The sequence below is a fragment of the Corynebacterium mustelae genome (genome assembly GCF_001020985.1).
Classification (GTDB): Bacteria; Actinomycetota; Actinomycetes; order Mycobacteriales; family Mycobacteriaceae; genus Corynebacterium; species Corynebacterium mustelae.
Window position 1 is genome coordinate 2,257,455 of sequence record NZ_CP011542.1, and the last position, 24,445, is coordinate 2,281,899.

Annotated in this window: 26 protein-coding genes; 8 read left to right on the forward strand and 18 right to left on the reverse strand. The window is 51.8% G+C overall.

Features of this window, described 5'->3' with window-relative positions:
* Positions 1–79: 79 nt before the first annotated feature.
* The 9 genes from trpC to CMUST_RS10170 all read right to left on the reverse strand — a co-directional run bounded on the left by trpC (position 80) and on the right by CMUST_RS10170 (position 6,924).
* Positions 80–886, reverse strand: coding sequence for an indole-3-glycerol phosphate synthase TrpC (gene trpC / locus CMUST_RS10130; RefSeq protein ID WP_047262420.1), 807 nt, complete (start codon positions 884–886; stop codon positions 80–82).
* 332 nt (positions 887–1,218) lie between these two features.
* A complete protein-coding gene (locus CMUST_RS10135; protein ID WP_047262421.1) occupies positions 1,219–1,854 on the reverse strand; it encodes a TIGR02234 family membrane protein in 636 nt (211 codons plus the stop codon).
* 21 nt (positions 1,855–1,875) lie between these two features.
* Positions 1,876–2,241 (reverse strand): phosphoribosyl-AMP cyclohydrolase, encoded by a 366-nt coding sequence (gene hisI / locus CMUST_RS10140; RefSeq protein WP_047262422.1) that lies wholly within the window; start codon positions 2,239–2,241, stop codon positions 1,876–1,878.
* Positions 2,242–2,312: 71 nt separating this feature from the next.
* On the reverse strand, positions 2,313–3,086 hold the full coding sequence (hisF, locus tag CMUST_RS10145) for an imidazole glycerol phosphate synthase subunit HisF (protein ID WP_047262423.1): 774 nt from the start codon (positions 3,084–3,086) through the stop codon (positions 2,313–2,315).
* Positions 3,087–3,114: 28 nt separating this feature from the next.
* Positions 3,115–3,915: an inositol monophosphatase family protein gene (locus tag CMUST_RS10150; RefSeq protein ID WP_047262424.1), complete on the reverse strand. Its 801-nt coding sequence runs from the start codon at positions 3,913–3,915 to the stop codon at positions 3,115–3,117.
* Positions 3,912–4,640, reverse strand: a complete 729-nt coding sequence (priA, locus tag CMUST_RS10155; RefSeq protein ID WP_047262425.1) for a bifunctional 1-(5-phosphoribosyl)-5-((5-phosphoribosylamino)methylideneamino)imidazole-4-carboxamide isomerase/phosphoribosylanthranilate isomerase PriA — start codon at positions 4,638–4,640, stop codon at positions 3,912–3,914. The genes CMUST_RS10150 and priA overlap by 4 nt, the downstream gene beginning before the upstream one ends.
* 105 nt (positions 4,641–4,745) lie before the next feature.
* Positions 4,746–5,381, reverse strand: a complete 636-nt coding sequence (hisH, locus tag CMUST_RS10160) for an imidazole glycerol phosphate synthase subunit HisH (protein ID WP_047262426.1) — start codon at positions 5,379–5,381, stop codon at positions 4,746–4,748.
* An 11-nt stretch (positions 5,382–5,392) separates the two neighbouring features.
* Positions 5,393–6,697, reverse strand: coding sequence for an MFS transporter (locus tag CMUST_RS10165; protein ID WP_047262427.1), 1,305 nt, complete (start codon positions 6,695–6,697; stop codon positions 5,393–5,395).
* Positions 6,698–6,702: 5 nt separating this feature from the next.
* Positions 6,703–6,924, reverse strand: coding sequence for a hypothetical protein (locus tag CMUST_RS10170; protein ID WP_047262428.1), 222 nt, complete (start codon positions 6,922–6,924; stop codon positions 6,703–6,705).
* A 133-nt stretch (positions 6,925–7,057) separates the two neighbouring features.
* Between CMUST_RS10170 and CMUST_RS10175 the strand changes: the two genes are divergently transcribed.
* Both CMUST_RS10175 and CMUST_RS10180 read left to right on the forward strand, forming a co-directional pair.
* Positions 7,058–7,249 carry a hypothetical protein gene (locus CMUST_RS10175; protein ID WP_144414188.1) on the forward strand — a complete coding sequence of 64 codons (192 nt, stop codon included), beginning with the start codon at positions 7,058–7,060 and terminating at the stop codon, positions 7,247–7,249.
* 89 nt (positions 7,250–7,338) lie between these two features.
* Positions 7,339–7,797, forward strand: a complete 459-nt coding sequence (locus tag CMUST_RS10180; RefSeq protein WP_047262430.1) for a hypothetical protein — start codon at positions 7,339–7,341, stop codon at positions 7,795–7,797.
* Between the two features lie 1,221 nt (positions 7,798–9,018).
* Here CMUST_RS10180 and CMUST_RS10190 read toward each other — a convergent pair.
* The 4 genes from CMUST_RS10190 to hisD all read right to left on the reverse strand — a co-directional run bounded on the left by CMUST_RS10190 (position 9,019) and on the right by hisD (position 13,445).
* Positions 9,019–10,224 (reverse strand): MFS transporter, encoded by a 1,206-nt coding sequence (locus CMUST_RS10190; RefSeq protein WP_052844657.1) that lies wholly within the window; start codon positions 10,222–10,224, stop codon positions 9,019–9,021.
* A 69-nt stretch (positions 10,225–10,293) separates the two neighbouring features.
* Positions 10,294–10,899: an imidazoleglycerol-phosphate dehydratase HisB gene (hisB, locus tag CMUST_RS10195; RefSeq protein ID WP_047262432.1), complete on the reverse strand. Its 606-nt coding sequence runs from the start codon at positions 10,897–10,899 to the stop codon at positions 10,294–10,296.
* A gap of 39 nt (positions 10,900–10,938) precedes the next feature.
* The gene (locus CMUST_RS10200; protein ID WP_047263558.1) at positions 10,939–12,048 is read right to left on the reverse strand and encodes a histidinol-phosphate transaminase; all 1,110 of its coding nucleotides are present in this window, start codon (positions 12,046–12,048) and stop codon (positions 10,939–10,941) included.
* An 86-nt stretch (positions 12,049–12,134) separates the two neighbouring features.
* Positions 12,135–13,445 carry a histidinol dehydrogenase gene (gene hisD, locus CMUST_RS10205; RefSeq protein WP_047262433.1) on the reverse strand — a complete coding sequence of 437 codons (1,311 nt, stop codon included), beginning with the start codon at positions 13,443–13,445 and terminating at the stop codon, positions 12,135–12,137.
* Positions 13,446–13,866: 421 nt separating this feature from the next.
* On the opposite strand from hisD, the gene CMUST_RS10210 reads away from it, so the two are divergent.
* Positions 13,867–14,847, forward strand: a complete 981-nt coding sequence (locus CMUST_RS10210; RefSeq protein ID WP_047262434.1) for a YbjN domain-containing protein — start codon at positions 13,867–13,869, stop codon at positions 14,845–14,847.
* Between the two features lie 16 nt (positions 14,848–14,863).
* Here CMUST_RS10210 and CMUST_RS10215 read toward each other — a convergent pair whose 3' ends face one another.
* Together CMUST_RS10215 and CMUST_RS10220 are read right to left on the reverse strand one after the other, a co-directional pair.
* Positions 14,864–15,514 (reverse strand): hypothetical protein, encoded by a 651-nt coding sequence (locus tag CMUST_RS10215; protein WP_052844660.1) that lies wholly within the window; start codon positions 15,512–15,514, stop codon positions 14,864–14,866.
* Positions 15,515–15,698: 184 nt separating this feature from the next.
* Complete coding sequence (locus CMUST_RS10220) at positions 15,699–16,358, reverse strand: hypothetical protein (RefSeq protein WP_047262435.1); 660 nt, start codon at positions 16,356–16,358, stop codon at positions 15,699–15,701.
* A gap of 362 nt (positions 16,359–16,720) precedes the next feature.
* Between CMUST_RS10220 and CMUST_RS10225 the strand changes: the two genes are divergently transcribed.
* The 5 genes from CMUST_RS10225 (at position 16,721) to CMUST_RS10245 (ending at position 23,091) form a co-directional block, all read left to right on the forward strand.
* Positions 16,721–17,305: a TetR family transcriptional regulator gene (locus CMUST_RS10225; protein WP_407921991.1), complete on the forward strand. Its 585-nt coding sequence runs from the start codon at positions 16,721–16,723 to the stop codon at positions 17,303–17,305.
* A gap of 15 nt (positions 17,306–17,320) precedes the next feature.
* Entirely contained in the window at positions 17,321–19,768 is a 2,448-nt protein-coding gene (glgX, locus tag CMUST_RS10230) for a glycogen debranching protein GlgX (RefSeq protein ID WP_083987525.1), read from the forward strand.
* A 123-nt stretch (positions 19,769–19,891) separates the two neighbouring features.
* Complete coding sequence (locus tag CMUST_RS10235) at positions 19,892–21,211, forward strand: exonuclease domain-containing protein (RefSeq protein ID WP_047262436.1); 1,320 nt, start codon at positions 19,892–19,894, stop codon at positions 21,209–21,211.
* A 99-nt stretch (positions 21,212–21,310) separates the two neighbouring features.
* Complete coding sequence (locus CMUST_RS16035) at positions 21,311–22,003, forward strand: hypothetical protein (protein ID WP_052844663.1); 693 nt, start codon at positions 21,311–21,313, stop codon at positions 22,001–22,003.
* Between the two features lie 71 nt (positions 22,004–22,074).
* The gene (locus tag CMUST_RS10245) at positions 22,075–23,091 is read left to right on the forward strand and encodes a GTP pyrophosphokinase (protein WP_047262437.1); all 1,017 of its coding nucleotides are present in this window, start codon (positions 22,075–22,077) and stop codon (positions 23,089–23,091) included.
* Between the two features lie 31 nt (positions 23,092–23,122).
* Here CMUST_RS10245 and CMUST_RS10250 read toward each other — a convergent pair whose 3' ends face one another.
* Genes CMUST_RS10250 through CMUST_RS10260 form a run of 3 tightly spaced genes read right to left on the reverse strand, consistent with a single transcriptional unit; the run spans position 23,123 to position 24,407 of the window.
* Positions 23,123–23,518 carry an RNA-binding S4 domain-containing protein gene (locus CMUST_RS10250; protein WP_047262438.1) on the reverse strand — a complete coding sequence of 132 codons (396 nt, stop codon included), beginning with the start codon at positions 23,516–23,518 and terminating at the stop codon, positions 23,123–23,125.
* 17 nt (positions 23,519–23,535) lie between these two features.
* On the reverse strand, positions 23,536–23,769 hold the full coding sequence (locus tag CMUST_RS10255; RefSeq protein WP_047262439.1) for a hypothetical protein: 234 nt from the start codon (positions 23,767–23,769) through the stop codon (positions 23,536–23,538).
* 11 nt (positions 23,770–23,780) lie between these two features.
* Entirely contained in the window at positions 23,781–24,407 is a 627-nt protein-coding gene (locus tag CMUST_RS10260; RefSeq protein ID WP_047262440.1) for a YigZ family protein, read from the reverse strand.
* Positions 24,408–24,445: the final 38 nt, after the last annotated feature.

The window sequence follows — 24,445 nt, forward strand, 5'->3', positions numbered from 1 at the left end:
TCCAAAACTGTTCTCGGCTATTTCTGTGACCTACAACAGTGTGCCCGAAAACTACCCCCAAGACCACATCAGAGGTTCGTTACCTGCTAGGGCAGGCAGGATGTTGGGCTGCGGAAACCAATGCGCGGGTAAGCGCTAGCGGTGACTTGGCCGTAACAAGCGAAGTTCCGATAACCACCGCGTCTGCTCCCCTAGATGCGTATTCGTAAAGTTCTGCTGCGTTACGCACACCAGATAACGCAATCTTGATTACATCACTCGGCAAGCCAGGAGCTATCTCAGCGAATGCCTGCCGGTTCAGCGTCATTGTTTCAAAATCCCGGGCGTTGACGCCAACTATGCTTGCACCTGCATCTATAGCCCGGATTGCTTCCTCAGGATTTCGCACTTCAACTAATGCTGCCATTCCAAGAGACTCCACCCGATCCAACAGTGAGCAAAGATGTGGTTGATCCAAAACCGCAACCCGAAGTGGAATCATATCCGCGCCAAAACAGCGCGCTTCATGAATTTGGTAAGGATCGATGATGAAATCTCGACATAATATCGGAACAGATACGGTTGCCCGGACATCAGCCATTTCCGCCAACGAGCCATGGAACCGTCGTTGCTCTGTATGGCAGGCGATTAGTGCCGCGCCGCCTACCTCAAACTGCCGAGCGAGTTCGGTGGGGGCTTCTTGATACGCGATCCGTCCAGTTTCTGGGTCAAACCGCTTAACCTCGGCAATAAGTTGGCAACCAGGAGCAAGCAGAGCTGACATAACATCACGGGGTGGTTCACAGTCACGGGATCTGGCTTTGATGTCTCGGAATGGGACAACAGCCTCCCGCGCAGCAACGTCGTCTTTGACGCCTGCAATGATCTCTTCAAAGACTGTAGTCACGTCGTTGCCCTACCAATCTCTTAGGGTTGCGCTTTACACAGTGCCGGTTTTTAACGGGCACAAAGCACCGCGATTAAAAAACCTTCCTGTTAAAGGCTAACGCGTGGTTGGGCGACAACTAAAATTGGCAGTGACTTTCGCAGTACTGTGGTCGTGGATTCAATCACCCCCAGCATCACAATCACCCCGGTAGTTGTCATGACACATAAGAATTTATTTGTTCCCGTGATATGAGCCAATTTAGATTCCACCGCTAAATTTTTTAAGTTTTCATAGCGGCAGCAATCGAGTGAAATAAATCACCCCCAGTTTCATTTCATTAGCAAATATGCTTAGCGCTTGGGGTCGGTCGGGTCAATATCTGCATCTAGCGCATCCCACATAATCCGACCAGAATCCGGGTCGGCTTCAAGATCCTCTTCAATGCGCGACTCACGGGTTTGTTTACGCTCATATTGGTTTGCCTTGGGCTTATCTATCCCAGGAGCGACCGCCAGTAACGTACCTGCAAATATTGCCAGCGCAGCACCTAGAACCGCTACGACAACGCCAGTGGAATGTACGGATATATCGGTAATTTCGGCCCAATTGGCCAACAACGCGCCTTTGCTTTGGTGTGCTGTAGCGGTCTGAGAACTCAAAATACTTAAAGCACGTTGTGGATCTGGTCCGGCACCAAGCACAATATCAAGAGCAGACCAGCCAGCAATACCAGCTGCACATGCGGCAATTATCCCGACAACCCGGCGCGCTAAACGTCGTAACGTTAAAGCTGCAACACAGGCAGCCACCAGCACCAAACTTACTGCCGTGGTTTCTGTTGACCAGAGTGCACCGATAATGTCGAGGGTTTTGGTTCCAGATTTGTCGTCGAATGCCTGCACGGTCAGCCAGGTCATCCGGGAAGCCCCCCATAAGATGGCTGCCCCGACACCGATTAATAACGCTGCGATTCGTGTTTTCGTCATTTCGTTACGCCTCGCTAGATGTTAGAGAAGTTGATCCGCATCAAAGCAGCTGCGATCTCCAGTGTGGCAGGCTGCACCTGTCTGTACGACGCTCAGTAGTATGGTGTCGCCGTCGCAATCGAGTCGGACGGATTCCACGTGTTGAGTGTGTCCACTGGTCAAACCCTTGATCCAGTATTCGTTTCGTGACCGTGAAAAATAGGTACCGCGCCGGGTAGCGAGTGTGTAGGCCAGGGCATGCGAGTCCATCCAGGCCATCATGAGAACTTCGTTGCTTTCCGACGCTTGGACGATGGCGGGGACGAGCCCGTCTGCATTGAACCGCACGCGCTCTGCGATATCGGGTGCTAGTTGGTAGTCAATGGGATTGTCTGTGGTGTTGGTCATGAGAACTTTTCGTCGGAGGTTGTGTGGGATGTGATTTTTTCGGCTGGTTGCGGCTAGGTGTTGTGACGAAGTTAGCGAACCTCGTAACCCGCATCGGCGATTTTTGCTTTTACTTCCGGGATAGTTACTTCACCAAAGTGGAAGATGGATGCGGCTAAAACAGCATTGGCACCGGCATTGATGGCGGGTGGGAAATGTTCTGGTGTCCCGGCACCACCGGAGGCGATAACAGGGATGGAGACGGCAGCACGTACTTTTTCTATCAGCTCAATGTCGAATCCTGCTTTTGTTCCGTCTCCGTCCATGGAGTTAAGAAGGATTTCGCCGACCCCTAGTTCTTCCCCACGTTTAGCCCACTCAACGGCATCTAGCCCGGCAGAACGAGTGCCGCCGTGAGTTGTCACTTCGAAGCCGGATGGTTGCGGAATTCCGCCTTCGGGGACCCGTCGAGCATCGACGCTTAGTACCACGCACTGTGCACCGAATCGGCGGGATAGTTCACTCAGTAGTTCCGGCCTAGCAATGGCGGAGGTATTGACGCTTACTTTATCGGCGCCTGCGCGCAAGAGCTCGTCGACGTCTGATTCGCTGCGCACTCCGCCGCCAACGGTGAGCGGGATGAAAACTTGCTCGGCGGTGCGTCGCACAACGTCAAGCATGGTGCCGCGTCCGTCTTTGGATGCGGATACGTCGAGAAAGGTTAATTCGTCTGCACCTTCCGCGTCATATCGGGCGGCGAGTTCTACTGGGTCACCGGCGTCTGTAAGGCCAGTGAAGTTGATTCCTTTGACCACCCTACCGTTGTCAACATCAAGACACGGGATGACCCTGATCGCTACTGCCATTGTGGGTTACGCTCCTTCAAGCTGAGGGTTAATAGGAATCTCGGACTGTGTTCATGGTACTAAGGATTGTTTCATGCGCATTATCCGTGCCAACGATTGCCCCCAGCGACTTGGATGTCCACTCGTTACCGTCAAGGTCGGTGACTTTCGCACCAGCAGCTCGACATAGCAAAACCCCCGCCGCATTGTCCCAAACGTGGGGACTAAAGCTCACCGCACCACCAAATATGCCAGCGGCGGTGTAAGCCAGATCAATACCCACAGAACCAGTAATGCGGGGACGCAGGTAGGTTTTGGTTAATTCCGCAAGTAGTCCGTGTCTCATTAACGATGGGAACTGTGCCTTTTTACTTCCAGTTGTTGAAGAAACGGAGGAAAACCCGACGTGGGCTGCCACCCGAGGTCGTTCGGTGAGGGGGCGTTGTGGTTGTCCGTTGATAAATAGCGGGGAGGAATCGAAGGCACCAAATCGCTGCGCGACCAGCGGAACGCTGGTGATTGCGAGCACTGGCTGATTATCTGACATGAGGCTAAGCAGTATGGCACTCATGGGGTTGCCTGCGGCGTAATTGGCAGTACCGTCGATCGGATCCACCACCCAGGTGAACGTTCCTTGCTGACCACCGTATTCTTCGCCGAATACCGGCAGACCGGTAAGTGCAGTCAATTGTTCGCGTAACACCTGTTCGATGGCAAGATCCATCTCAGTAGCAAACTGTCCGGCGTCTTTGATGTGACTTGGATGTGCCCCTATCCCCTGCCGGAACATACGTTCCGCCTCGTCTACCACAGCCTCAGCGATGTGGTACAGTTCCCGCAGCTCACTCATAACGCGGCAATTGCCTCAGGGAGAGTAAATCGACCTTCATAAAGAGCCTTACCGATGATCGCCGAATCAATGCCTTCATCTTCGTATCGGGCAAGCTCCACCAGATCCGCCACGGTGGAAATACCGCCGGACGCCACAATCTTTGCGTCGGTTGCTTGGGCCACTTCCCGAAGTAGGTCGACATTGGGCCCGGTTAAGGTACCGTCTTTGGACACATCGGTGACTACAAACCGTTTGCACCCATCGGAATCTAGTCGTTCTAATACTTCCCACAGATCGCCGCCGTCGGACACCCAACCGTTACCTCGGGTGCGCCATTCGCCGTCGACAAGCCGAACCGCGATGTCTACCGCAATTTTTTCGCCGTGGCGAGACAGTACGTCCCTGATCCACTCTGGGTTTTCCAACGCGGCGGTGCCGATATTTACCCGGCGCGCACCGGTGGCGAATGCCCGTTCTAGGGAGGCGTCATCTCGAATGCCACCAGTAAGTTCCACATTGATGTCTAGTTGACTGATAACTTCCGCCATCATTTCGTGGTTACTGCCTCGATTAAAGGCCGCATCGAGATCGACAAAATGAAGCCAGGTTGCACCTTGGTCTTGCCATTTCAAGGCTGACTCCAAGGGGCTGCCGTAGTTCTTTTCGGTACCAGCCTCACCTTGGTCGAGCCGAACCGCTTGACCTGCCACAACATCTACCGCGGGAATTAAACAAAACACCATAGTGCTTTAGTGTAGCGTCGAATAACGCCGATTACCTTACATGACCCATTGTGGCGAACAATCTCTTTGATGAGGGCATATCATAAGGAAACCACTTGAAAAATATCACAACTGCTTTAGCCAGTTTTCCAGTAGTGTCGCCCCTGCGTCACCAGATTTCTCTGGGTGGAATTGGGTTGCCCACAGCGGCCCGTTTTCAACGGCCGCCACAAAGTGGCACTGTTCATGGGTGCTCCAGGTGACCTGTGGCGGGGTGGTGAGACCGTCGGGCTGAAATTCCCAGTTTTTTACACCGTAGGAGTGGACGAAATAAAACCGAGTATCGGTATCTAATCCGGCAAACATTTCCGAATCAGCGGCAGCCGACACGGTGTTCCACCCCATGTGCGGTAAAACCGCGGCGTCTAGCTTTTCGACGGTTCCCGGCCACTGGCCACAACCTTGGGTTTGCTCGCCATGTTCTACCCCTTTCTCAAACATGATTTGCATGCCGACGCAAATCCCCATGACGGGGCGGGACCCGGCGAGCCGTTGCCCAATAAGTCGCGGACCATAGATTCGGTTCAACCCAGCCATACATGCCGCATAGGCACCAACCCCTGGAACCAGCAGCCCATCGGCGGCCAGTACCGTGTCCGGATCGGCGGTTACTGTAACCTCCGCACCGACGCGTTCCAATGCGCGATGGGCAGAACGTACATTCCCCGAACCGTAATCTAATAGTGCGACATTCTTTTTCATGGATTCTGATTTTAGCCTTTCCTGTGTTCGGGATTTATTTTTCGGTCCACCACTTCGGCGAACAACCCGACCAAAACTAGCGCAGTGCCTACCAGATATGCGCCTTCGTAGCCGGTTTGAGATGCGACGTAACCTAGGCTTATCGCTCCGATTCCGGTCCCGGTATCAAAAGACGCATTCCAAATCGTTGACGCGTGACCTGTCATCCCCCGAGGTACGCGCATGAACATTTCTAGCATTGCTTCGGTGGCTACAAAACCGAAGCCGCCACCGAATAACACGGCAGAAACCAGCATCCACCATATTGAAGTATCGGTTTTTAAAATCCACACGAAGCTAATAAAGGCGATAAAAACCATGATTAAGCCAGGAATCATCAGTGTTCCAGGGTATCCTAGCCGGTCAGCCAGTGCACCGCAGCCTAGCCGAAATATCATTTGGGTTCCGCCAGCAACCGCGAGCAATAACCCTGCTACAGTAGCGCCGTTGATTGGGTCGGTTTCGCGCACAGTTGCTGGCAAAAACGTCGAAACCGCACCATATCCCATGGAAACGCAGGCAATCGCGATGGCTGGCGCGACAGTAACCCAGAGGGTGGCGGGCCGGGGTCGTCTGTAAATGCGCGGTGATGCGCCGTGCGAGTTTTCCGCTTGTCGACGCTCATTACGCTGCTGATAGTCCTGGTCATCTTGCTGGGTCCACACCGGCTCATCTAAGGATTCCGCTTCCGGTTGCGGGGAGGGAAGAAACAGGCTCACTATCGCCGCCACCAATGCGACAGCGGCACCAACGAAAAAGACGAGGTTGTAGCCACCTGTGGCGTCGACAAGCCACAGCCCCACTGGCATCCCCAACATCTGGGCAGCACCTGTAAACAGTCCGATAATCCCGGACGCTTTACCCAAAGTTCCGGGTGGGGCAAGCTGTGCGATGAGTGCAAACTGCGCCACACATAATGCTCCAAAGCCCATCCCACGGATCGCCGCAACGACCAGCAAGGAAACGCTATCCATTGTCACGACGTACCATGCGGTTGGTAAACCCAACAGCAGCGCAGCAGTGACCATAACCACCCGAAATCCATATCTTCGTACGACTTTCACCGTCACCAGCTGTGTCGCAACAGTCACTGCCATAAAAACCGTGGTCGTCGCACCAGCCAACGTTTCACTGCCGGTCTTGGTGATTACTGCCAGCGGAATGACCGGCAGCATCAATGCAAACGCCATGAAGGAAGCCGCCGTGGCGCAGGCCAAAGCGAAGAAACCAGGAATATCGCTAAGCAACCGCACTTTTTCCCGACCTGATTGCGCCATCCCAATTAGCCCCCAAGTTCACCAATCATCCATAGAATCCCAGCAATCGCCGCGACCGCTGCACAGCCGACAAACACAGCAGCAAGAATGATTGATCCGTTTTTATACATAGACCACGCACCGCCAACAAGCAGCCCAGCGACCAAAAACATCACATACACCAAGACGTAGTTGCCCGAACTTTCGGCCTGCGCCGCGATTAAACCAGAATCAGAAAAACCGGTCATGCCATTCACTTTCATTTTTAACAACTTCAACCCGGATTGAGAGTAACACGCACGTCAGAATAGCAACCCAAGGTTTTCCGCAAGTCGCGAGCAGTTTTTTATGCTGCTTTTCTGTTGTGGGGCTTTTCGCGGAATGGCTCGCGGCGCGTTAGTTGGCTTTGTGGGTGGTGGCTCATTTGGATCCGCGATTGGTGGTGTTGTGGGAGCGATTGCAGCTTCCAAACCCGGAAAAATCGGTGGACGCAAAATTGGCGAACAAATCGATGAATTTTTTAAAGCAAGTACTTTTGCTAACACGATGCTATTAGACTGTGGAACTTTCTAGGGATTTCGTTTCCCAAAGGCAAAATAGGACGATTGAAAATAAAGTGAAAAACAAATGACTGATCGAACTTCTATTCTGATTATCATGGCATGCAGTTTAATTCCTTCGCTTATTTATGCCCATTTTTCGAAGAACGCAGAAAAGAAAAATTCAAAAATAACCCTGCTGGAGGATGGTATTTTATTTTTGAGTTCACAACAAGTCTCTTGCTCGGTGTGATTCCATCGGTGGTAATTAATATCTTTTTATTTCCGGATTTTTGGCTGGAGCGGGATAGAATTCCACTGGCGATAGTACTAACTTTTGCTATCGTTTCTACCTTGCTTGTTGTGGGGTGGGTTCGATTCGGTGGTTTTACGCTTCCATTACGATTTAATACTTTCGTTCCCTTTATTCGCGAGAATTTAGGAAAAAAATCACACCCAGAAATTAATGAAGATAGAACCGAAAAAGTGCGTTTAAGTCCACTTTTTATGGGGTGCGGAGTCTCGTTTATAAGTGCATTCTCAATCATAATTGGCCTGTTATTAATATGGTCACGTTCATAACACATATGGAAGCTAAACCAGCGCCGACGTGCAAGTCTTCCCTCTCCTACTACCTCGGCTCCAACGACATGTTTAACCTACATGAAACACCACTAAACCCAGTTGCACCCTACCGACTTTCCCCACAACGCCGGAACTCCCGCACAACAGCATTGAGATGCCAAAACCATACAAATTAAGAATCCTACTGGCACAACCAGTGCAGGCACGGGTACAGCCATGAGCAAATACAACATAGCCATATAGCCTTGCATCTAATTGATTTCCACATGCAGGATACATTTGAACACTTTAAATTCGAGGAAATGCATCCTTGAACTATCCAGGATTATCGAAGATGCAATTAATATCAGCAGTGGCGACATAGAAGCAGCACAAATTAAAAGTGTTGTACCTTAGCAGAATCATTAGGATCATTTGCCGGAGGAATAGTCGGCGGAGCAGCTGGCGGATTCGTAGGTTCCGCAGCCGGACCGTTTGGAAGTAGCGCAGGAGGAATAGCTGGTGCAATTTATCTTTCAGAAAAATTCAAAAAACCCGCAGCAGAAATCGGCGAATTTATTGACGAAAAGGTGATTGATGGACTTTCGGATTAACCCAGGAGCTTTCATTTTGCTTGCGATAATACCAGCATTTATATACTTAATTTACTATGACTTTTTCCGGAAGAAAGAGCTCAGAAAAAAGCTTTCCCAGGATGGTATTTCTTGTTTGAATACGCATTTTTCTCAGCCCTCGGACAAATCGTGGTTTTTATCATTGGAGTTCTATTTTTCCACAAATATTGGGAAGAAAATTTCCCATTCATTGTCTTATTTTTCATAGCTGTAAACGCTTCAGAATTCGCCTTATGGTTAAGGATAGGAGGCATAATCCCCCAATTACCCATTCGAGAATTCAAACCATTCCTCCGCGAGATAATGGGCAAAGATCCTTATCCTGGTTCCGGCTGTTGTACAACAGCAAACGCTAAGCCAACGCGATTGTTTCTCGGATGCAGCGCGTCCCTCATCCCGCTAATCATTGCACTGATAACGCTGGTGGTTGCTTGGTACCGTCATGTTTGAAGTATTCCAGGTGCAGATGGGACCAATGATTTTTTTCGCATCAGGTCATTGCATGCGAAGATTTCATTGCTTCTGCTTTGTATTGAAAACGATGGCTGCCCAGAACTGTACCCATTGGCTATGCGTAGCAAGCAACATAAACGATTACGTCCAATTAGCGGGAAATCTGGATTCTCACCTTAGCGATCACCGCTGCCGTGATCGCAACTACGAAAATTATTGCAGCAGCAAGGTGGAAAACCCAGCTAAGCGAATACGAGTGGGCCACATAGCCCAGTAGGAATGCTCCACCACCGGTACCGGCGTCAAAACTGATATTCCACACTGCGGAGGCAAGTGACAGCTTTTCTTTCGGCAATCGCTGAAACATCTGCAGCAGTGATTCATTTTGTACCGCACCAAAACCTGCACCAAATACTGCCGCCGCCACAACCAGCCACCAAACGGACAATCCCAGCGCCACCACCCCGGACACCGCAACTAAACCCGTACAGCCGACAAGCAAAGCCGGTACGGTAACGCTTCCGGCGAACCCCCGACGATCGGCGATGATTCCGGCACCAAATCGGGAAACCATCTCCAGCAGCCCCAAAACCGATAGCGCAATGGCGGCCACACGAACCCCGAACGAGGGGTCAACCTGTTGCGCTGTGGCAGGGAAAAACGTCGACACGGCGGCAAACCCCACCGCCATTGCAGCCATCGCCATCGCTGGGAGTGCAACCAACTGCCAGGTTGGTGTGGCTGCACGCGCTGGGCCGCCACCAACAGGTGCCGCTTTGAGCGGTGGAATCCACACGCACACCACCGCAGCTAGTAAACCAACTATCATTGCTGCTACATACACCGGCGTGAACCCGAACCGCTCTGCTATCAGCATTCCGGCCGGCAGGCAGGTCAGTTTTGCGCAGCCAACCGTCAAACCTAACAGTCCGGAGGCTTTGCCTAATAGTGCGGGCGGCGCCAATTCCGCCATGAGCGCGGCACCGGCGACAGTTAACGCCCCAAAACCAATGCCGCGGAGACCAGATACCAGCAAGAGCGGGACTGCATCTAGACTCACTATGTGGCCGAGCGCCGGGATTCCTAGCATTACTGCGGCAAAAAGAACAATTGGCCTGTAACCAAATCCCCGCAGCAAAGCGGGAGTAACCAGTTGTGTTAACACCGTTGCTGCCATGAAAACACCAGTGACGGCACCCGCTAACGCCTCTGCCCCACCCACATTCGATTGAAAAACCGCCAGCGGCACGACCGGCAGCAACAGTGACCAACTGCCGAAAGCTGCGCCGACCGCAATGAACGACGGGACCAGTCCGCGGATCTGCCACAGTTTTAGGTTTTGGGGTGAAGAATGCATAACGAGCATTCTTTTACATTGGAAGCGTTGGTTGCAACACAGCTGGTATCAACACGCATTAGAAAACAGCTACAGCGCACCCTTAGTTGACGGAATACCAGTAAGCCGAGCGTCAGGTTCTAAAGCGACACGGATCGCCCGAGCCACTGCTTTAAATTCCGCTTCGGTGATGTGGTGCGGGTCGCGGCCATAAATGCAGCGCAGATGCAGCGTGATGCGGGCGTGGGTGGCCAATGTTTCAAAGAAGTGTTGGTTAATAACCGTAGGATAATGCCCACCGATTATGGATGTAATCATGTAATCGGGTTCGCCAGTACCCACATAATAGGGCCGATTGGAGAAATCAACCACAGCCTCGCATAGGGTTTCGTCCATCGGTAATTGGAAGGAACCAAATCGCTTAATGCCCCGCTTATCGCCTACTGCCTCGGCTATTGCTTGGCCGAGCACAATCGCGGTGTCTTCTACCGTGTGGTGGGCATCAATGTGGGTATCGCCCTTGGCTAAGACGTGGAGGTCGAAGGCACCGTGCACCCCGAACGCAGTGAGCATGTGATCGAAAAACGGCACGCCAGTATCAATATCTACGGTGCCGGTTCCATCAAGATTGATACTAACCGTGATGTCTGATTCGCTGGTGGTTCGGCTCACCGTTGCGGTTCGTGACAAAGTCATAGGGCGTACGCTTCCTCTTTAATAGTGGGTGGGGTATCGTTACGGTCGGTTGGTTACGGCAAGATCTTTCGCGGCCAATAAAAATGCGTCGTTTTCTTCCGGCAGCCCGATTGTAACCCGAAGATAGCCAGTTATTCCTACATCACGGATAAGCACTCCCCGATCTAAAAACTCCTGCCACGTTTGATGTTGATCCTTAAACGTGCCCAAAAATAAGAAGTTTGACTCGCTGGGTACTACCTCATACCCGTAATCCAACAGGGCTGATTGCACCCGATCTCGTTCCGCCACCAACGTTGCCACGGTGGATAAGGTATCAGTACTGTGCCGCAACGCCGCAATGGCGGCTGCCTGTGACAATGCTGACAGGTGGTATGGCAGGCGCACCAATAGCACCGCCTCAACGAAAGCTGGGTGGGCGATAAAATACCCCAACCGGCCACCGGCAAAATCGAATGCTTTGCTCATGGTGCGCGACACCACAAGTTTGGCGGGGTATTTGGCTATCAGCTCCACTGCGGAGGGTTGTTCGGAAAACTCAGCATAGGCCTCATCGATAATGACTATGCCTTCGGTAGCATTGATAATCCGCTCCATATCGGCCCGGCTGGTTACGTCACCGGTTGGGTTATTGGGTGAGGTGATAAAAATAATATCTGGCTTCTCGGCGGCAATCGTGGACACCGCAGCATCACAATCAATGGTGAAATCCGCGCTCCGGTCGCAGGAAATAAATTCGGTGTATGTGCTCTTTGCCAGGATAGGGTGCATGGAATAGCTGGGCTGGAAGCCCATTGCTTTTCGTCCCGGGCCACCGAATGCCTGGAGCAATTGTTGCAGAATTTCATTGGACCCATTGGCTGCCCAAACGTTTTCTTCGGTCACTGGCACACCGGTGTGGTTGGTGATGTATTTTGCCAGTTCCTGGCGCAGCTCTACGCAGTCCCGCTCGGGATAACGGTTTAGCTGTTGTGCTTGGTTGTGAACCAGCGTGGTTAATTCCGAAATCAGCGCCGCTGATGGCGGGTACGGGTTTTCGTTGGTATTCAACCGAACGGCTACATCTAGCTGCGGGGCGCCATAGGCTTTTTCTTTACGTAGCTCCTCCCGTAATGGCAGTGCGGCAAGCGTTACGTTTTCTGCACTTATATCGCTTGTCGACGCAACCAGGTGCTCAGGTGCAGCGGTAGTTGTTTTATCCACTTTAAGTCTCCATAAAAAACAATCCGCAAATACTACAGATTTTCAAAACGGGCACGAATCGCCTCGCCATGCGCTGGTAAATCCTCGGCATCGGCCAATGTGACGACGGTTTCAGAAATCTCCTTCAAAGCCGCCTCGTCGTATTCAATCAGATTGACCGGACGCGTGAACGTGTGCGTCGATAAACCTGCGCTGAATCGGGCTGTACCAGAGGTAGGTAACACGTGGTTGGATCCAGCGGAATAGTCTCCCAACGGCACTGGCGAGAACCCACCAACAAAAATCGCACCCGCATTTGTAATCCGTTCCGCCACTTCACGTGCCCGTTCAGTGTGGATTTCCAAGTGCTCAGCAGCATAGGCGTCGGCAACCATGATTGCGGTAGATATGTCGTCGACAAGCACAATGCCGGACTGTTGCCCCGTTAGCGCTGCCGCGACCCGGTCTGCATTACGAGTGACACCATATCGGTTGTTCACTTCAGTGACTACAGCATCTGCCAACTCTTGCGAATCTGTAATCAAAACGCTGGCCGCCATGACATCGTGCTCGGCCTGGCTGATAAGGTCGTACGCCACCCACACCGGATCCGCTGAATCGTCTGCGATGATGGCGATTTCGGTGGGACCAGCCTCCGAGTCAATACCCACGACACCAGTAACTAGTCGTTTCGCCGCAGTGACGTAGATATTTCCCGGACCGGTAATCATATCCACTGGCTCCAGATCGCTGCCATCGTCGCCGTAGGCTAAGAGCGCAACCGCCTGGGCACCGCCAACTGCCCACACCTCAGTTACTCCCAACAGCCCGCAAGCGGCCAAGATCGTTGGGTGTGGCAAACCGCCGAAATCTGCCTGCGGTGGTGACGCAATAACCAAAGACTGAACACCAGCTTCCTGGGCTGGTATGACATTCATGATGACTGATGATGGATATACCGCATTACCGCCCGGGACGTATAACCCAACTCGTGCCACCGGCAAGAATTTCTCGGTCACTTTCGCACCTGGATACAACTCGGTGGTGTGCTCTTGCGGTTTTTGATCCGCATGCACTTTACGTACTCGACGAATCGATTCCTGTAATGCCGCGTGCACTTTAGGATCCAAATCCGCTACGGCGTTATCGATGGCTTCTTGCGGTACACGAATGAAATCGTTGCGCACCTGGTCAAATTTCTCCCCATATTCCAAGGCCGCGGCCGAACCTCGGTGCTTTACGTCGTCAACTACCGGCTGGACCGCCGGTAAAACACTTGCCACATCGGTTCCGCCGCGCGGTAGCACCCGACGAAGTTTATGAGTGGTAGGTACGCTACCCCGCAGGTCGATGACGTTAAGCACGGTCTGCCTTTCCGCTTTTAAAAGAAAACTATACAGGTCCACATTATTGTGTCATTAGCCTGGCACCAGCCCAATTACCTCACGGGGGTTTTAACCCCGAACAGGGCAGATATCACCAAAAACCAATCACAATTTCATGCAGGATCATTAATTATATGCAGAAACCGGGGAATCCTAAACCCACAGCAATCAAAACCACACCCACCACGTTTCAACTTCACCTGTTAGTCAAAGCATTAAAGAAATCTCACAGCACACCAACCAACTAACTGGAAACAATCACCAGATGACAGCAAAACCAGTGCTTATAAAGCATAAAACCGCCCATGTAAGAATGAATGTGTAAGGTTTTTCCCACTACCAAAATTTCACAATCCCCACACAGTTCGTCCCACTCCCCCAACATTTGTCAAAGGAAACGATGGCTCACAACAATCACATAGATAGCAATAGCGAAGCATGCCACCCCTCTCACGTGGATTCCTATGCGGTTCGACAGGCCATCGAAGCATTAGGCTACACCTACCGCACCGCAAGCGACCTGACCGAAGATGCCGAGACCACTGATATCGCTTATTCGTTTTGGCCGCACCACCACGTGGCTTTTCGCTTTGATGTACATAACACCCGCATGCTCCACATCAACGGGGACATGTACGGTCGGCTAGATTTATCTGCCGTAGGAAGCGTAGCTAAAACCACCGACGAATGGAACGCTGAACGCGTCGGCCCCACCGTATATTTCACCATTGCTGACGACACCAGCATCCATGTGCATTTCCGCACCAGCTTAGCGGTTACGGAACCTACTTCCGCCACGCAACTACAGTCGTTTATCCGGACAGCACTCGAATCCACCACAATGGCTGTAGAGGTTTTTCTGCACAAACACCCCGACCTTGGTCAAGCCCCAGCAAACAGTGGAAACCACTTCCCCCGAATTGATAAACACCACCAAAGTACAGATGAGCTACCCACCCCGTTGACAGTTTCCCGGATAATAGATTGTCTTAATGATATAGAAATCGACATAGCAAACAGCACCGATGTTTCGGCTACAACCTGGATCAACGATATTCTTATGGGTTTTTATGTAGAAACCGGCCCAAGCCTGTTGGTTAAAGGCCAATGGGATCCTGGCTGCGATCCGGAACGTGACTACATGAAACTAGCGCTTATATGTAATCAATGGAATGAAAACCACCCAGAAACCAAATCGTTTTGTGTTACTGACTTCAATGGTTTGCAGCTACGAGTGGAATATATTGCCGACTGTGGCGCTGGCTGCACCAATGGACAGCTGATGCTGAATCTTAGATTAGCTATCCACTGCATTCTCGCTGCGATCGATCACATAAGCGTGGAATTTCAAGGCTTCTGTGCAGTCAGCTGGCCGGAATAGTTTCACCATTTTTGGGCTATCGATCATCTTTACCATCATTGTTCAGGTATTCCGATCCGACATCGGATAGGGAGTCCTCACGAATGTCAACTTCAGATTTTTCGACCGAGTCATCCAGTCCAGCCGCTGGTTCATCATCAATAGAAATGAATACTTGAAACCAAAAAATCGTCGTTGCAACCGCAGCGGGAAGAACATAACCGGAAATTCCCGGAATCAATCGAGGCACATAATTAATTTCTGTGCCTGGAACCAGGTCCTCACCTGCCGTCGGAATTTTATAAGCCGTAAAGGTCACGACATCACCGATGTAATGAAATACCAAGGCCCCTATAGCGCACCATAACCCGATCCAGCTTAAAAAGAATGCATTACGCTGGGGGCGATATTTTTTAAACCCCCAAATTGCGATGGCAGCCGCCAAGCAGCTTGAAATCACGAGGAACCAAAAGTACCCGATAAATTCCACGTTGTCTTTCGGCTGTAATTCTAAACTTCCATCTTTACCTAAAACGGTGGCTAAATACCGTGGCCGCAACAATCCCCAACCAACACTACATATCCCATAGCTAAAGACACAGATAAGCACCACGCTGGCATAGGCTCCTACGCCACTGGGGGCTGAGATTCGCTCCACAGATTTATTAGGGTTTTTGGTGCGTAACATATGTCTAAGCCTTAACGTGCGGTGTTGATTAGGGTGCGGTTGACGGTTGGTTAAAAAATTTAAGTCTATTGGCTGTAGCCTGCAAAACCGAAAACGACCGCTGGGCATTGCTACACCCAACGGTCATTATGTTATTCAGCGGCGAATCCCCAATCCGCGTGGTGCGGGGTAGGTATAACCGGGATTATTCAGCGCAGAAAGTCCAGCGACCATTTTCGCGACGGAAGCGCTGAGTATTGGTGGTGGTTTCACCATCGGAGGTTCCGGTAACAGATGCAGAAGCAACATCGCCCTGCACACGGATATCAGTGACATTGTCAACATGTGGCTTCGCCTGTGCGAACTGCTCAACCTGGCTCATTGGAACATCTGGGATCTTGTCCAAGTCGAGGGCCTCACGGCCACCATGAGCATCCAGTGCGGCCTGGCACGAGTTGTCTGGGATGTAAGCCATGTAGCTACGTAGGGTGGTGCCGTTGTTCAGACCGTAGACCAGGCCCTCAATTGCGGCTGCATCCTCAGGAGATGCGGGTGCAGCTTCAATTGGCTGGTGGACAACAGCAGGAATTTCTGGAACCTGAAGATCCTCAGGAATCGCGGTCGCTTCAGGTGCAGCTGGCGGCGCCTCGGAAGGTGACTCAGCTGGTTTGCTCATCTCTTCAGCAACAGTGGTGCTTGCGTCAGCAGCAGCGGAAACCGCTTTAGAAGACGCTGCGGCAACCTTGGAGGACGCTGCGGTGGTTGCCTCCTCTTCGGAACCGCAAGCTGCAAGAACAAGAGCACTTGCGGCGATAGCTGCAACTGCAGTTTTCTTCATGTTGCTCACGCGGATTCGGCTCTGCACAGTTTTTCTCCTTTGAATGTGATGTTTTTATTTCCAAACAAACATCAAGTATTTACATCTTAAAAACGCGTATTCTCCCCGGTGAGAATCGGTTGCGTGGATCAGCTTAACAAAGCATTCTCCATTTTCTACCGGTTCACAGACAATTGGCAGAATCCTCCCAGCGATTCCCAGTTATTACAAACCGACCACAGCAAATATCCAGCTTGCCGATACCTTTTCGTTTCTTGTTTTTCGGTTTCCCCATACAACGTCACCTGATAACACTATGCAAGCGCGCTCCCCACATCGCTTGCATATTCGCGCACTGTGTATGCAACCTTGTTGCATACACGCGGGGGGCTTTGCGGTGGTGACAGTAAATGATAGCTAGTATTGAGTTCGTGCAATTAAGCAAGGATTCGATTATTGCGGCCAGTTTAGAAATTCTCAATACCTTCGGCTTGGCAGACATGACCATGCGTCGGGTAGCGACACAACTCCAAGTAGCCCCCGGGGCGCTGTACTGGCATTTCAAAAATAAACAAGCGCTTATCGACGCGACCGCGCGCACAATCCTTGCCGATTTTCTAGATGCAGGCGCTACGCTTGGACACGAAAATTTAACCGCAGCGTGCATGCACATGCGACTGTCGATGCTAGAGCATCGGGATGGTGCTGAATTAGTCAGCGCCGCACTCACTAATTCTCAGTTGCGCACCGAGGTATTAGAGGTGTTCGCCGCAACGCTTCCAGAATCCGCTCCTGCTGCCGGTGTTGCCACTGCCCTACATTTTGTTGTTGGCGCGACAGTTTTTGAACAGACGGAATATTTGCGAATCGCCGCAGAACCTCAAGTGGGGGCGATTGAAACTGAAGAAAACCCGCTGGTACAAGCACAATTAGCGGCAGAGGAACAATTTGCGATGGGTTTAAGAATAATCACCACCGGATTAGCTCACATCTAGCGCTAAAATAGCGCTATGACTGATTCATCCACGGCTTCCGCACGCAAAATCTGGCCCGGCGATGCTTACCCGCTGGGATCAAAATATGATGGGGCGGGAACAAACTTTGCCATCTTTTCCGACGTTGCAGAAAAAGTCGAACTCTGTCTCATCGATGAGGCTGGCGTGGAAGAACGCATCAATTTAGAGGAAGTCGACGCGCACATCTGGCACTGCTACTTGCCGGGGGTACAACCAGGCCAACGTTATGGCTATCGCATCCATGGACCCTATGACCCGGCAAATGGTAAGCGATGCGATGCTAATAAACTTTTGGTGGATCCTTACGCTCGGGCATTTGACGGCGAATTTGATGGTCATCCTTCGTTGTTTAGCTACGACATCACAAAACCCTACGACATCAATTCACGCAATACTGAGGATTCCCTAGGGCATACCATGCTATCGGTCGTGGTAAACCCATTTTTCGATTGGGGTTCCGACCGCTCCCCTAAAATCCCGTATCACGAAACTGTCATATATGAAGCTCACGTGAAGGGCATGACTATGACCCACCCGGATGTTCCTAAAGACCTCCGTGGTACCTACGCGGGGCTGGCGCATCCGGCGATTATCAAATACCTAAAAGAACTTGGTGTCACGGCAATCGAATTGATGCCAGTCCATCAGTTCCTCCAGGACGATCGGTTGCGCGAACTTGGGCTGCGTAACTACTGGGGCTATAACACCTTCGGATTTTTCGCTCCGCAGCAAGACTACGCAGCCAATCGTCAACCAGGTGGCGCGGTGTCAGAATTTAAGGGAATGGTTCGAGCGTTCCACGAAGCTGGTATTGAGGTTATCCTCGACGTGGTTTATAACCACACCGCCGAAGGTAACCACTTAGGCCCCACCATCGCATTCCGAGGTATTGACAATGAAGCATACTACCGGCTTGTCGATGGCTCGAAAGCCTATTACATGGACTACACCGGCACCGGTAATTCGCTTAATGTGCGGGATCCACACTCATTGCAGTTAATCATGGATTCCTTGCGGTATTGGGTGACGGAGATGCACGTTGACGGCTTCCGTTTCGATCTTGCTTCCACGTTAGCTCGTGAGCTTAACGATGTTGATAAGCTGGCAACCTTCTTCGATCTAGTGCAGCAGGATCCGGTGGTGTCTCGGGTGAAATTAATCGCCGAGCCGTGGGATGTGGGCGAAGGCGGGTATCAGGTTGGAAATTTCCCACCTCTATGGACGGAATGGAACGGAAAATATCGGGATACTGTCCGAGACTTTTGGCGGGGTGAGCCGTCAACCCTAGGTGAATTCGCCTCACGCATCACCGGTTCTTCCGACTTGTATGCCAATAACGGTCGGCGCCCCACCGCATCCATTAACTTCGTTACCGCCCATGACGGTTTTACGTTGAATGATTTGGTCAGCTACAACGAAAAACACAACATGGCCAACGGCGAGGATAATCGCGACGGTGAATCTCACAACCGGTCATGGAACTGTGGGGTGGAAGGTCCGACAGATGATCCGGAGATCCTCGCACTGCGCGCTAGGCAGCGACGCAATTTCCTCACCACCCTGCTGCTCAGCCAGGGCACACCCATGATTGCCCATGGTGATGAAATCGCACGTACTCAAAGCGGTAATAACAATGTCTACTGTCAAGACAACGAATTGGCATGGATGGATTGGAGCCTTACCGAAACAAATAAGGACCTTTTGGACTTTACCAAGCGATTGATCCGTATCCGCGCCAACCACCCAGTATTTAGGCGACGTCGGTTCCTCGCTGGTGGACCGCTAGGAGCGGATGCACCTGATCGTGATATCGCGTGGTTGGTTCCGTCCGGGAAACTCATGACCCAGGGTGACTGGGAATTCGCCTTCGGGAAATCACTGATGGTGTATCTTAACGGCCAAAACATTGCCGAGCCTGATGACCGGGGTCAACGAATCAAAGACGATTCATTCCTACTGATGTTTAATGCCCACTGGGACGACATTGAATTCACCCTGCCAGGTAAACAGTTCGGCCGCAGTTGGAAGCTTATTGTGGACACGACTGAAAACACCGGTTACCCGGTGGAAGACAAAACTATCGCTGCGGATGGTTCCATCGTGGTGCCGGCACGCTCCATCATTATCTTCCGCCAGATTGAATCCCCGGTACCGGAGGCTTATGTCAAGTGTGAAGAGGAAGGACATGACCACTTCGGCGACGCTGACAATGTCCCTTGTGATATAAGCTCAGATCAACCTGGTGAGGACCATGTGCTACCGCCAGATAGTTCGGGGCACAATGGCGACGACCTGCACGAGCAATATTTCGGCAGCTCAATTCCAGGCAGCAGAAAAGAGCGGCTAGGTAACCAGACGGAGCCTGCGTCGACAAGCACGCAAGCATCGACTATCGACGATTATTCGGTTAACTCCGCCGCCTACGATCAAACGCATCGCTAGAGGCAGCAACGAGCCACTTGTAGCTTTTAAAGCTTGCACATCTTTGTCACATCAAAGGTGTGTAAGCTGGTGCGTTCCTGCTTGACCATCTACGGGTAATAGACGACGAAAGGTTAAAAATAGATGACTACGATCGCCGCATACGGTGCAACGCTGCATGTAACAAACAATGGCATTAGACTAACCCCAAGTCTTCTCGCAGCTGCGCTCGGTGCCGACGATCGTACTTTTAATCTTTCGGAATCCACCACGGTGGATACGCAGGTTGCACCCACCTCGTACTCATTGGGGTGGGTGCAACTGAGCGGGATACCGGAACTTTTTAGATTTTCGCCGGGTGCTGCACAAGATCAAGAGGCGTTTGTCGCTGCAGTCGCCGCAGCAGCACGAGGTGAAGCGGGCGGCGCGGTTCCTGGTTTGAATTTCGTTGGCATTGATGTGGAAACCGCCAATGCGGATTGGGGGTCAATCTGTCAGATCGGTCTCGTGGAAGTTATCGATGGCGCTATTGGTAAGACTCAGTGTTGGTTGTGCCAACCGCCAACGTCGTTAAGTGATTTCGACCCAGCGAATATCGCAATTCACGGGATACGACCGGAAGATGTCGCCGATGCACCGCCATTTGCTGAGGTTATGGCCGAAGTCGTGGCAGCTGTCGGCGATGTACCTTTGGTGGCGCACAATGCTCAGTTTGATTTCACTGCTTTTTCGCGGGCATGTGCTGCGGCGAAGGTGCCTACACCAGAGTGGGATTTTGCGTGTTCGCTCGCTGCATCCCGCGCCGCAAAACTTGGTGTTGTCAGCCACCGGTTACCGGTCGTGGCGAAGTTCTTAGACGTTTCGCTTCGACAACATCATGATGCCGCAGCGGATGCGGAAGCCTGCGCTGGCATTCTGGTCAATCTTGCGTTGCGTGCTGGTTACAGCGGCAGTTTGAAAGATGTATTTTCCAGTTTCGGTTTTAGCATGGGCAATCTCAATGACAAGCGGGTCTACCCAGTGCTTAATAATCCGCCTTCGACTCGGCGTGCAGATACAGATAACTCAGCGCCAGCCGAATCCACACCGCAACGGCGGTCAGCACCGCAGCCACGTTGGGCTAAAGCCGCGACTCCGGAAGTCATTCCTGAAGCCAATAAAGATGCAGATCCAAATCATCCACTTTTTGGCCACAATGTCACATTGACCGGTGACTTTGAGCCTTTCGACAAAGGGCTCTTATGGGAGAAAATGGCTGATGCCGGGGCGACCATTGGTAAGAATGTAACAAAGAAAACCACGATGTTGGTGATGGGGCCGTGGGATTCGGTAACATCCAAGCAAAAGCGCGCTGAGGAACTTATTGATAAAGGCCAAGACATAGTTATGTGGCAATCTGCCCAGCTTTTCGACGCATTGGGGTTATCTGTTGAAGACGAAGGTGACGATCAACCACCGTTTTAACGGTTGTTGGAAAAATTTTTCTCAATGAGGGAACCAAACGCCCACCTTGGTGAGTCAAACAATATAAAGGGTTTTTTAAAAAGAATCGAGGTTTGACTCATGTCCGTGGCAGCCACTCCCACCACGCGCACGTTACCATCAGCGCAACTGGTTCCAGCTAATTTGAGCCTGGCGCTGGTTGAATCCAGTGACATCAACCCAGACGAACGCAGTACCGACGGCTATCATTCAGTTCCTGCAGAAGTGGCGTTAGCGGCCACGTTGCGGGCGCAGTTTCGGTGCGGCGCTACAGTGCTTAGCCATGAGGGGTTAGCCGCTATGAATCTCACCACTCGCCAAGCATGGAACCGGGCAGCAACAAACATGATCGCACTGGAATGCGACGAGCACGGAGTCGCGGTACGTACCCGCCCTAGTACTTTTCTCAGTAACCATAAAACACCTGGTCTCCAAGTGGATTTCTGTCACAGCTCCCCTACTGCATGGTTAGCACACCCGCACACCTTTAACACGTTATATCGGCACTTATGTAAGCTCATCGGGGACGAGGTTTGCTTTTATCTGCCAACAACCGACATCCTGTTGGCGATCGGGTTAACTGAGAGTCGAGTGGAAATTGAATCGTGGTTGTCAGCCACGGAGATGTTTCGAGCAACCAGCGCCCACCGGGTCTACTATCGGAGCGGTTTCCCCTCCACTCGCCCACCCGCATACCAGCCTGCGTCACCAATCACGGCAACAGCAACAGTGAAGCGTCGAAAAGCAAAAGCCGTTCTTAGACAGGCAGCTTGATAAACTGCTGAAACTGAGTACCCTTTCATGCTGGCAACAAACCGTTTTTAGTAACCCGAAAGAACAACCTCGTGAACTCCGCCAATATTTCCCAGTTGCACCGCAACTACCAGGCATTTCTTTCAGCACATCCCACGGCTGCACAAGATTTCTCCGATGCCATCGAGGATGTTCTTTCCGAGTTCGGTCTCACCTATGACAGGATTAGCGTCCGCATCAAAGAATGGCGCTCGCTGCGTGCCAAAGCCAAAAAACGCCGAGCTGATAACAGTCTTGTGTACCCTAATCCGTGGTCCGATATTCACGACATCATTGGGGTACGGATCACTACCTATCACTCTGCGGAGATACCACAAATTGTTGACGCACTAAGCGCCATGTTTGAGGTGGTACGCAGCGTCGATAAAGCCGCACAGACCCGACTAACAGGTGACTTCGGCTACGGCTCCCATCACCTCATTCTCAAAGTTGACGCCAGGGTCGAGGAACTACACGATTACATCGGGTGGGAATTTGAAGTACAGATCCGCACCGTTCTCCAGCACGCCTGGGCGGAATTCGAACATGACATTCGGTACAAAAGAAGCGGTGACGAGCTTGCGCCTGAGGTTGATCGCGCGTTTACCCTTGCCGCCGGGTTGATCGAATTAGCGGATCAACAATTCGATATGATCGCCGCCGTAAAAGAACCCGCCCCGGTGTCGAACGATTCCGATCTTGATGTTGAGTTCAGCGCCAAAACACTTCCTGGGGTATTAACCGTGTTGCAGGGTAACCGTTTCCCACAATCCCGGTCGGAGCACTACCAATGGCTAGAAGAGCTCTTGCACGCCAACGGCATCACCACAGTTGCACAATTGAAAGATCTCTTTGCAGATAAAGCCGTCGATCGTGTTCAGCGCGCACTTGGTTACCGCTTCCAGCCTGGACATGTGCGCATCATCGACGATTTACTGTTAGATAAATACGGCCAGCAGCACATTGAGCGAACTGGAACCACCGGGAAATACTCGGCACAACGCCGTGGGCGACTGCGTAATCGGTTGGCGCAACTAAAAGCCTCCATCACCGAGGAAACTACATCTTAAATCAACCAAAGGCTGGCCACATGTACCAGCATCACCTACGATCGATCCCCTTGAGTCGGTCGATTTCGCGCCGTTCTTTCTTCGTTGGCCGACCCGCGCCGCGATCCCGGCGCGGCATCGAGTAGATGATTTCCTTATCTGGCGGCGGTGGCGAATGATCAATGTAGCAGCTGCGAGCTAGTGATGCACCGACTCGTTTTTTGATGGTGTTTGCGACCTCGACGACGCGTAGCCTGTGATCCGCCCACACGGAGACTGTGTCGCCGGGTACTACCTGTTGTGAAGGTTTAACGGAGTGACCATTGAGTTTCACATGACCCGCTTTGCACGCATCAGCGGCAGCTGAGCGGGTTTTTAGTAGCCGAACAGCCCAGACCCACGAGTCGATCCGGACAGGTTGCGTGTGCGCTGAAACGTCGTTGGTCATGTTTGTCTTTAATCGGGTTAGTAGTTGTCTTTATGGTTGACAATCTGGTTGATCTTACGCCAGAAATATCCCACGCCAGCAACACCTAGTATGAGGAAAAATATGAAAACTGACAGCTGACCCGATAACGCCCATAGCACCAAGCCTGCACCTACCGAGCCAACGCCGGTTTGGAGCGCCAGTCGGGAGTAGCGCCGAACAGCTTGCTTGCGTTGTTCGATGGGGTTACGGGGGCGAGGTTGTAATGTCATGGTTTCCTATTCTATTCCACCCATGCTATGCCGGAAGAATGCAAGTCTGGTTGTTCACCCAAAAGGGCGGCTATGAGGCCGATAAGTTCGGTTGCGGTACCTGGATCGATTGCCATTGTTATGGTGACCTTTGCGCCGTATCTAACGTCATAAATGTCGATCCCGCGGCTGCGTAGCTCCGATTCAATGCGACCTGCTGCTGCATGGCTGAATTCGCCGGTATATAGCTCCTTTCGGCTGCGGGTTACCTCCTGGACAAGCGGTAGGCACTGCGACACTGAATCGGAATAGGCGTGCACTAATCCCCCAGCTCCTAGTTTGACGCCGCCGAAGTACCGCACGGTAACAGCGGCAATGTCTAGCATTCCGGAGCCGCGTAACACATCAAGCATGGGGGTTCCGGCGGTGCCGGAAGGTTCCCCGTCGTCGCTGGAACGTTCGACGGGGTTGGCACCATCAACATGATAAATATAGGCCGAGCAGTGGTGTCTGGCGTCTGGGTATCGGTGTTTGATGCTTGAGATGAATTCTCGCGCCTGTTTCTCCGATTCCACTCTGGTGATGAAGGTGAGGAATTTCGATCGTTTGATTTCCAATTGGTGAAAGAACTCTTCATCAGCTACAGGTCGGCGGTACATAGCTTGCTAGTCTAAATCACCGCCGTGGTCTTTTTTTA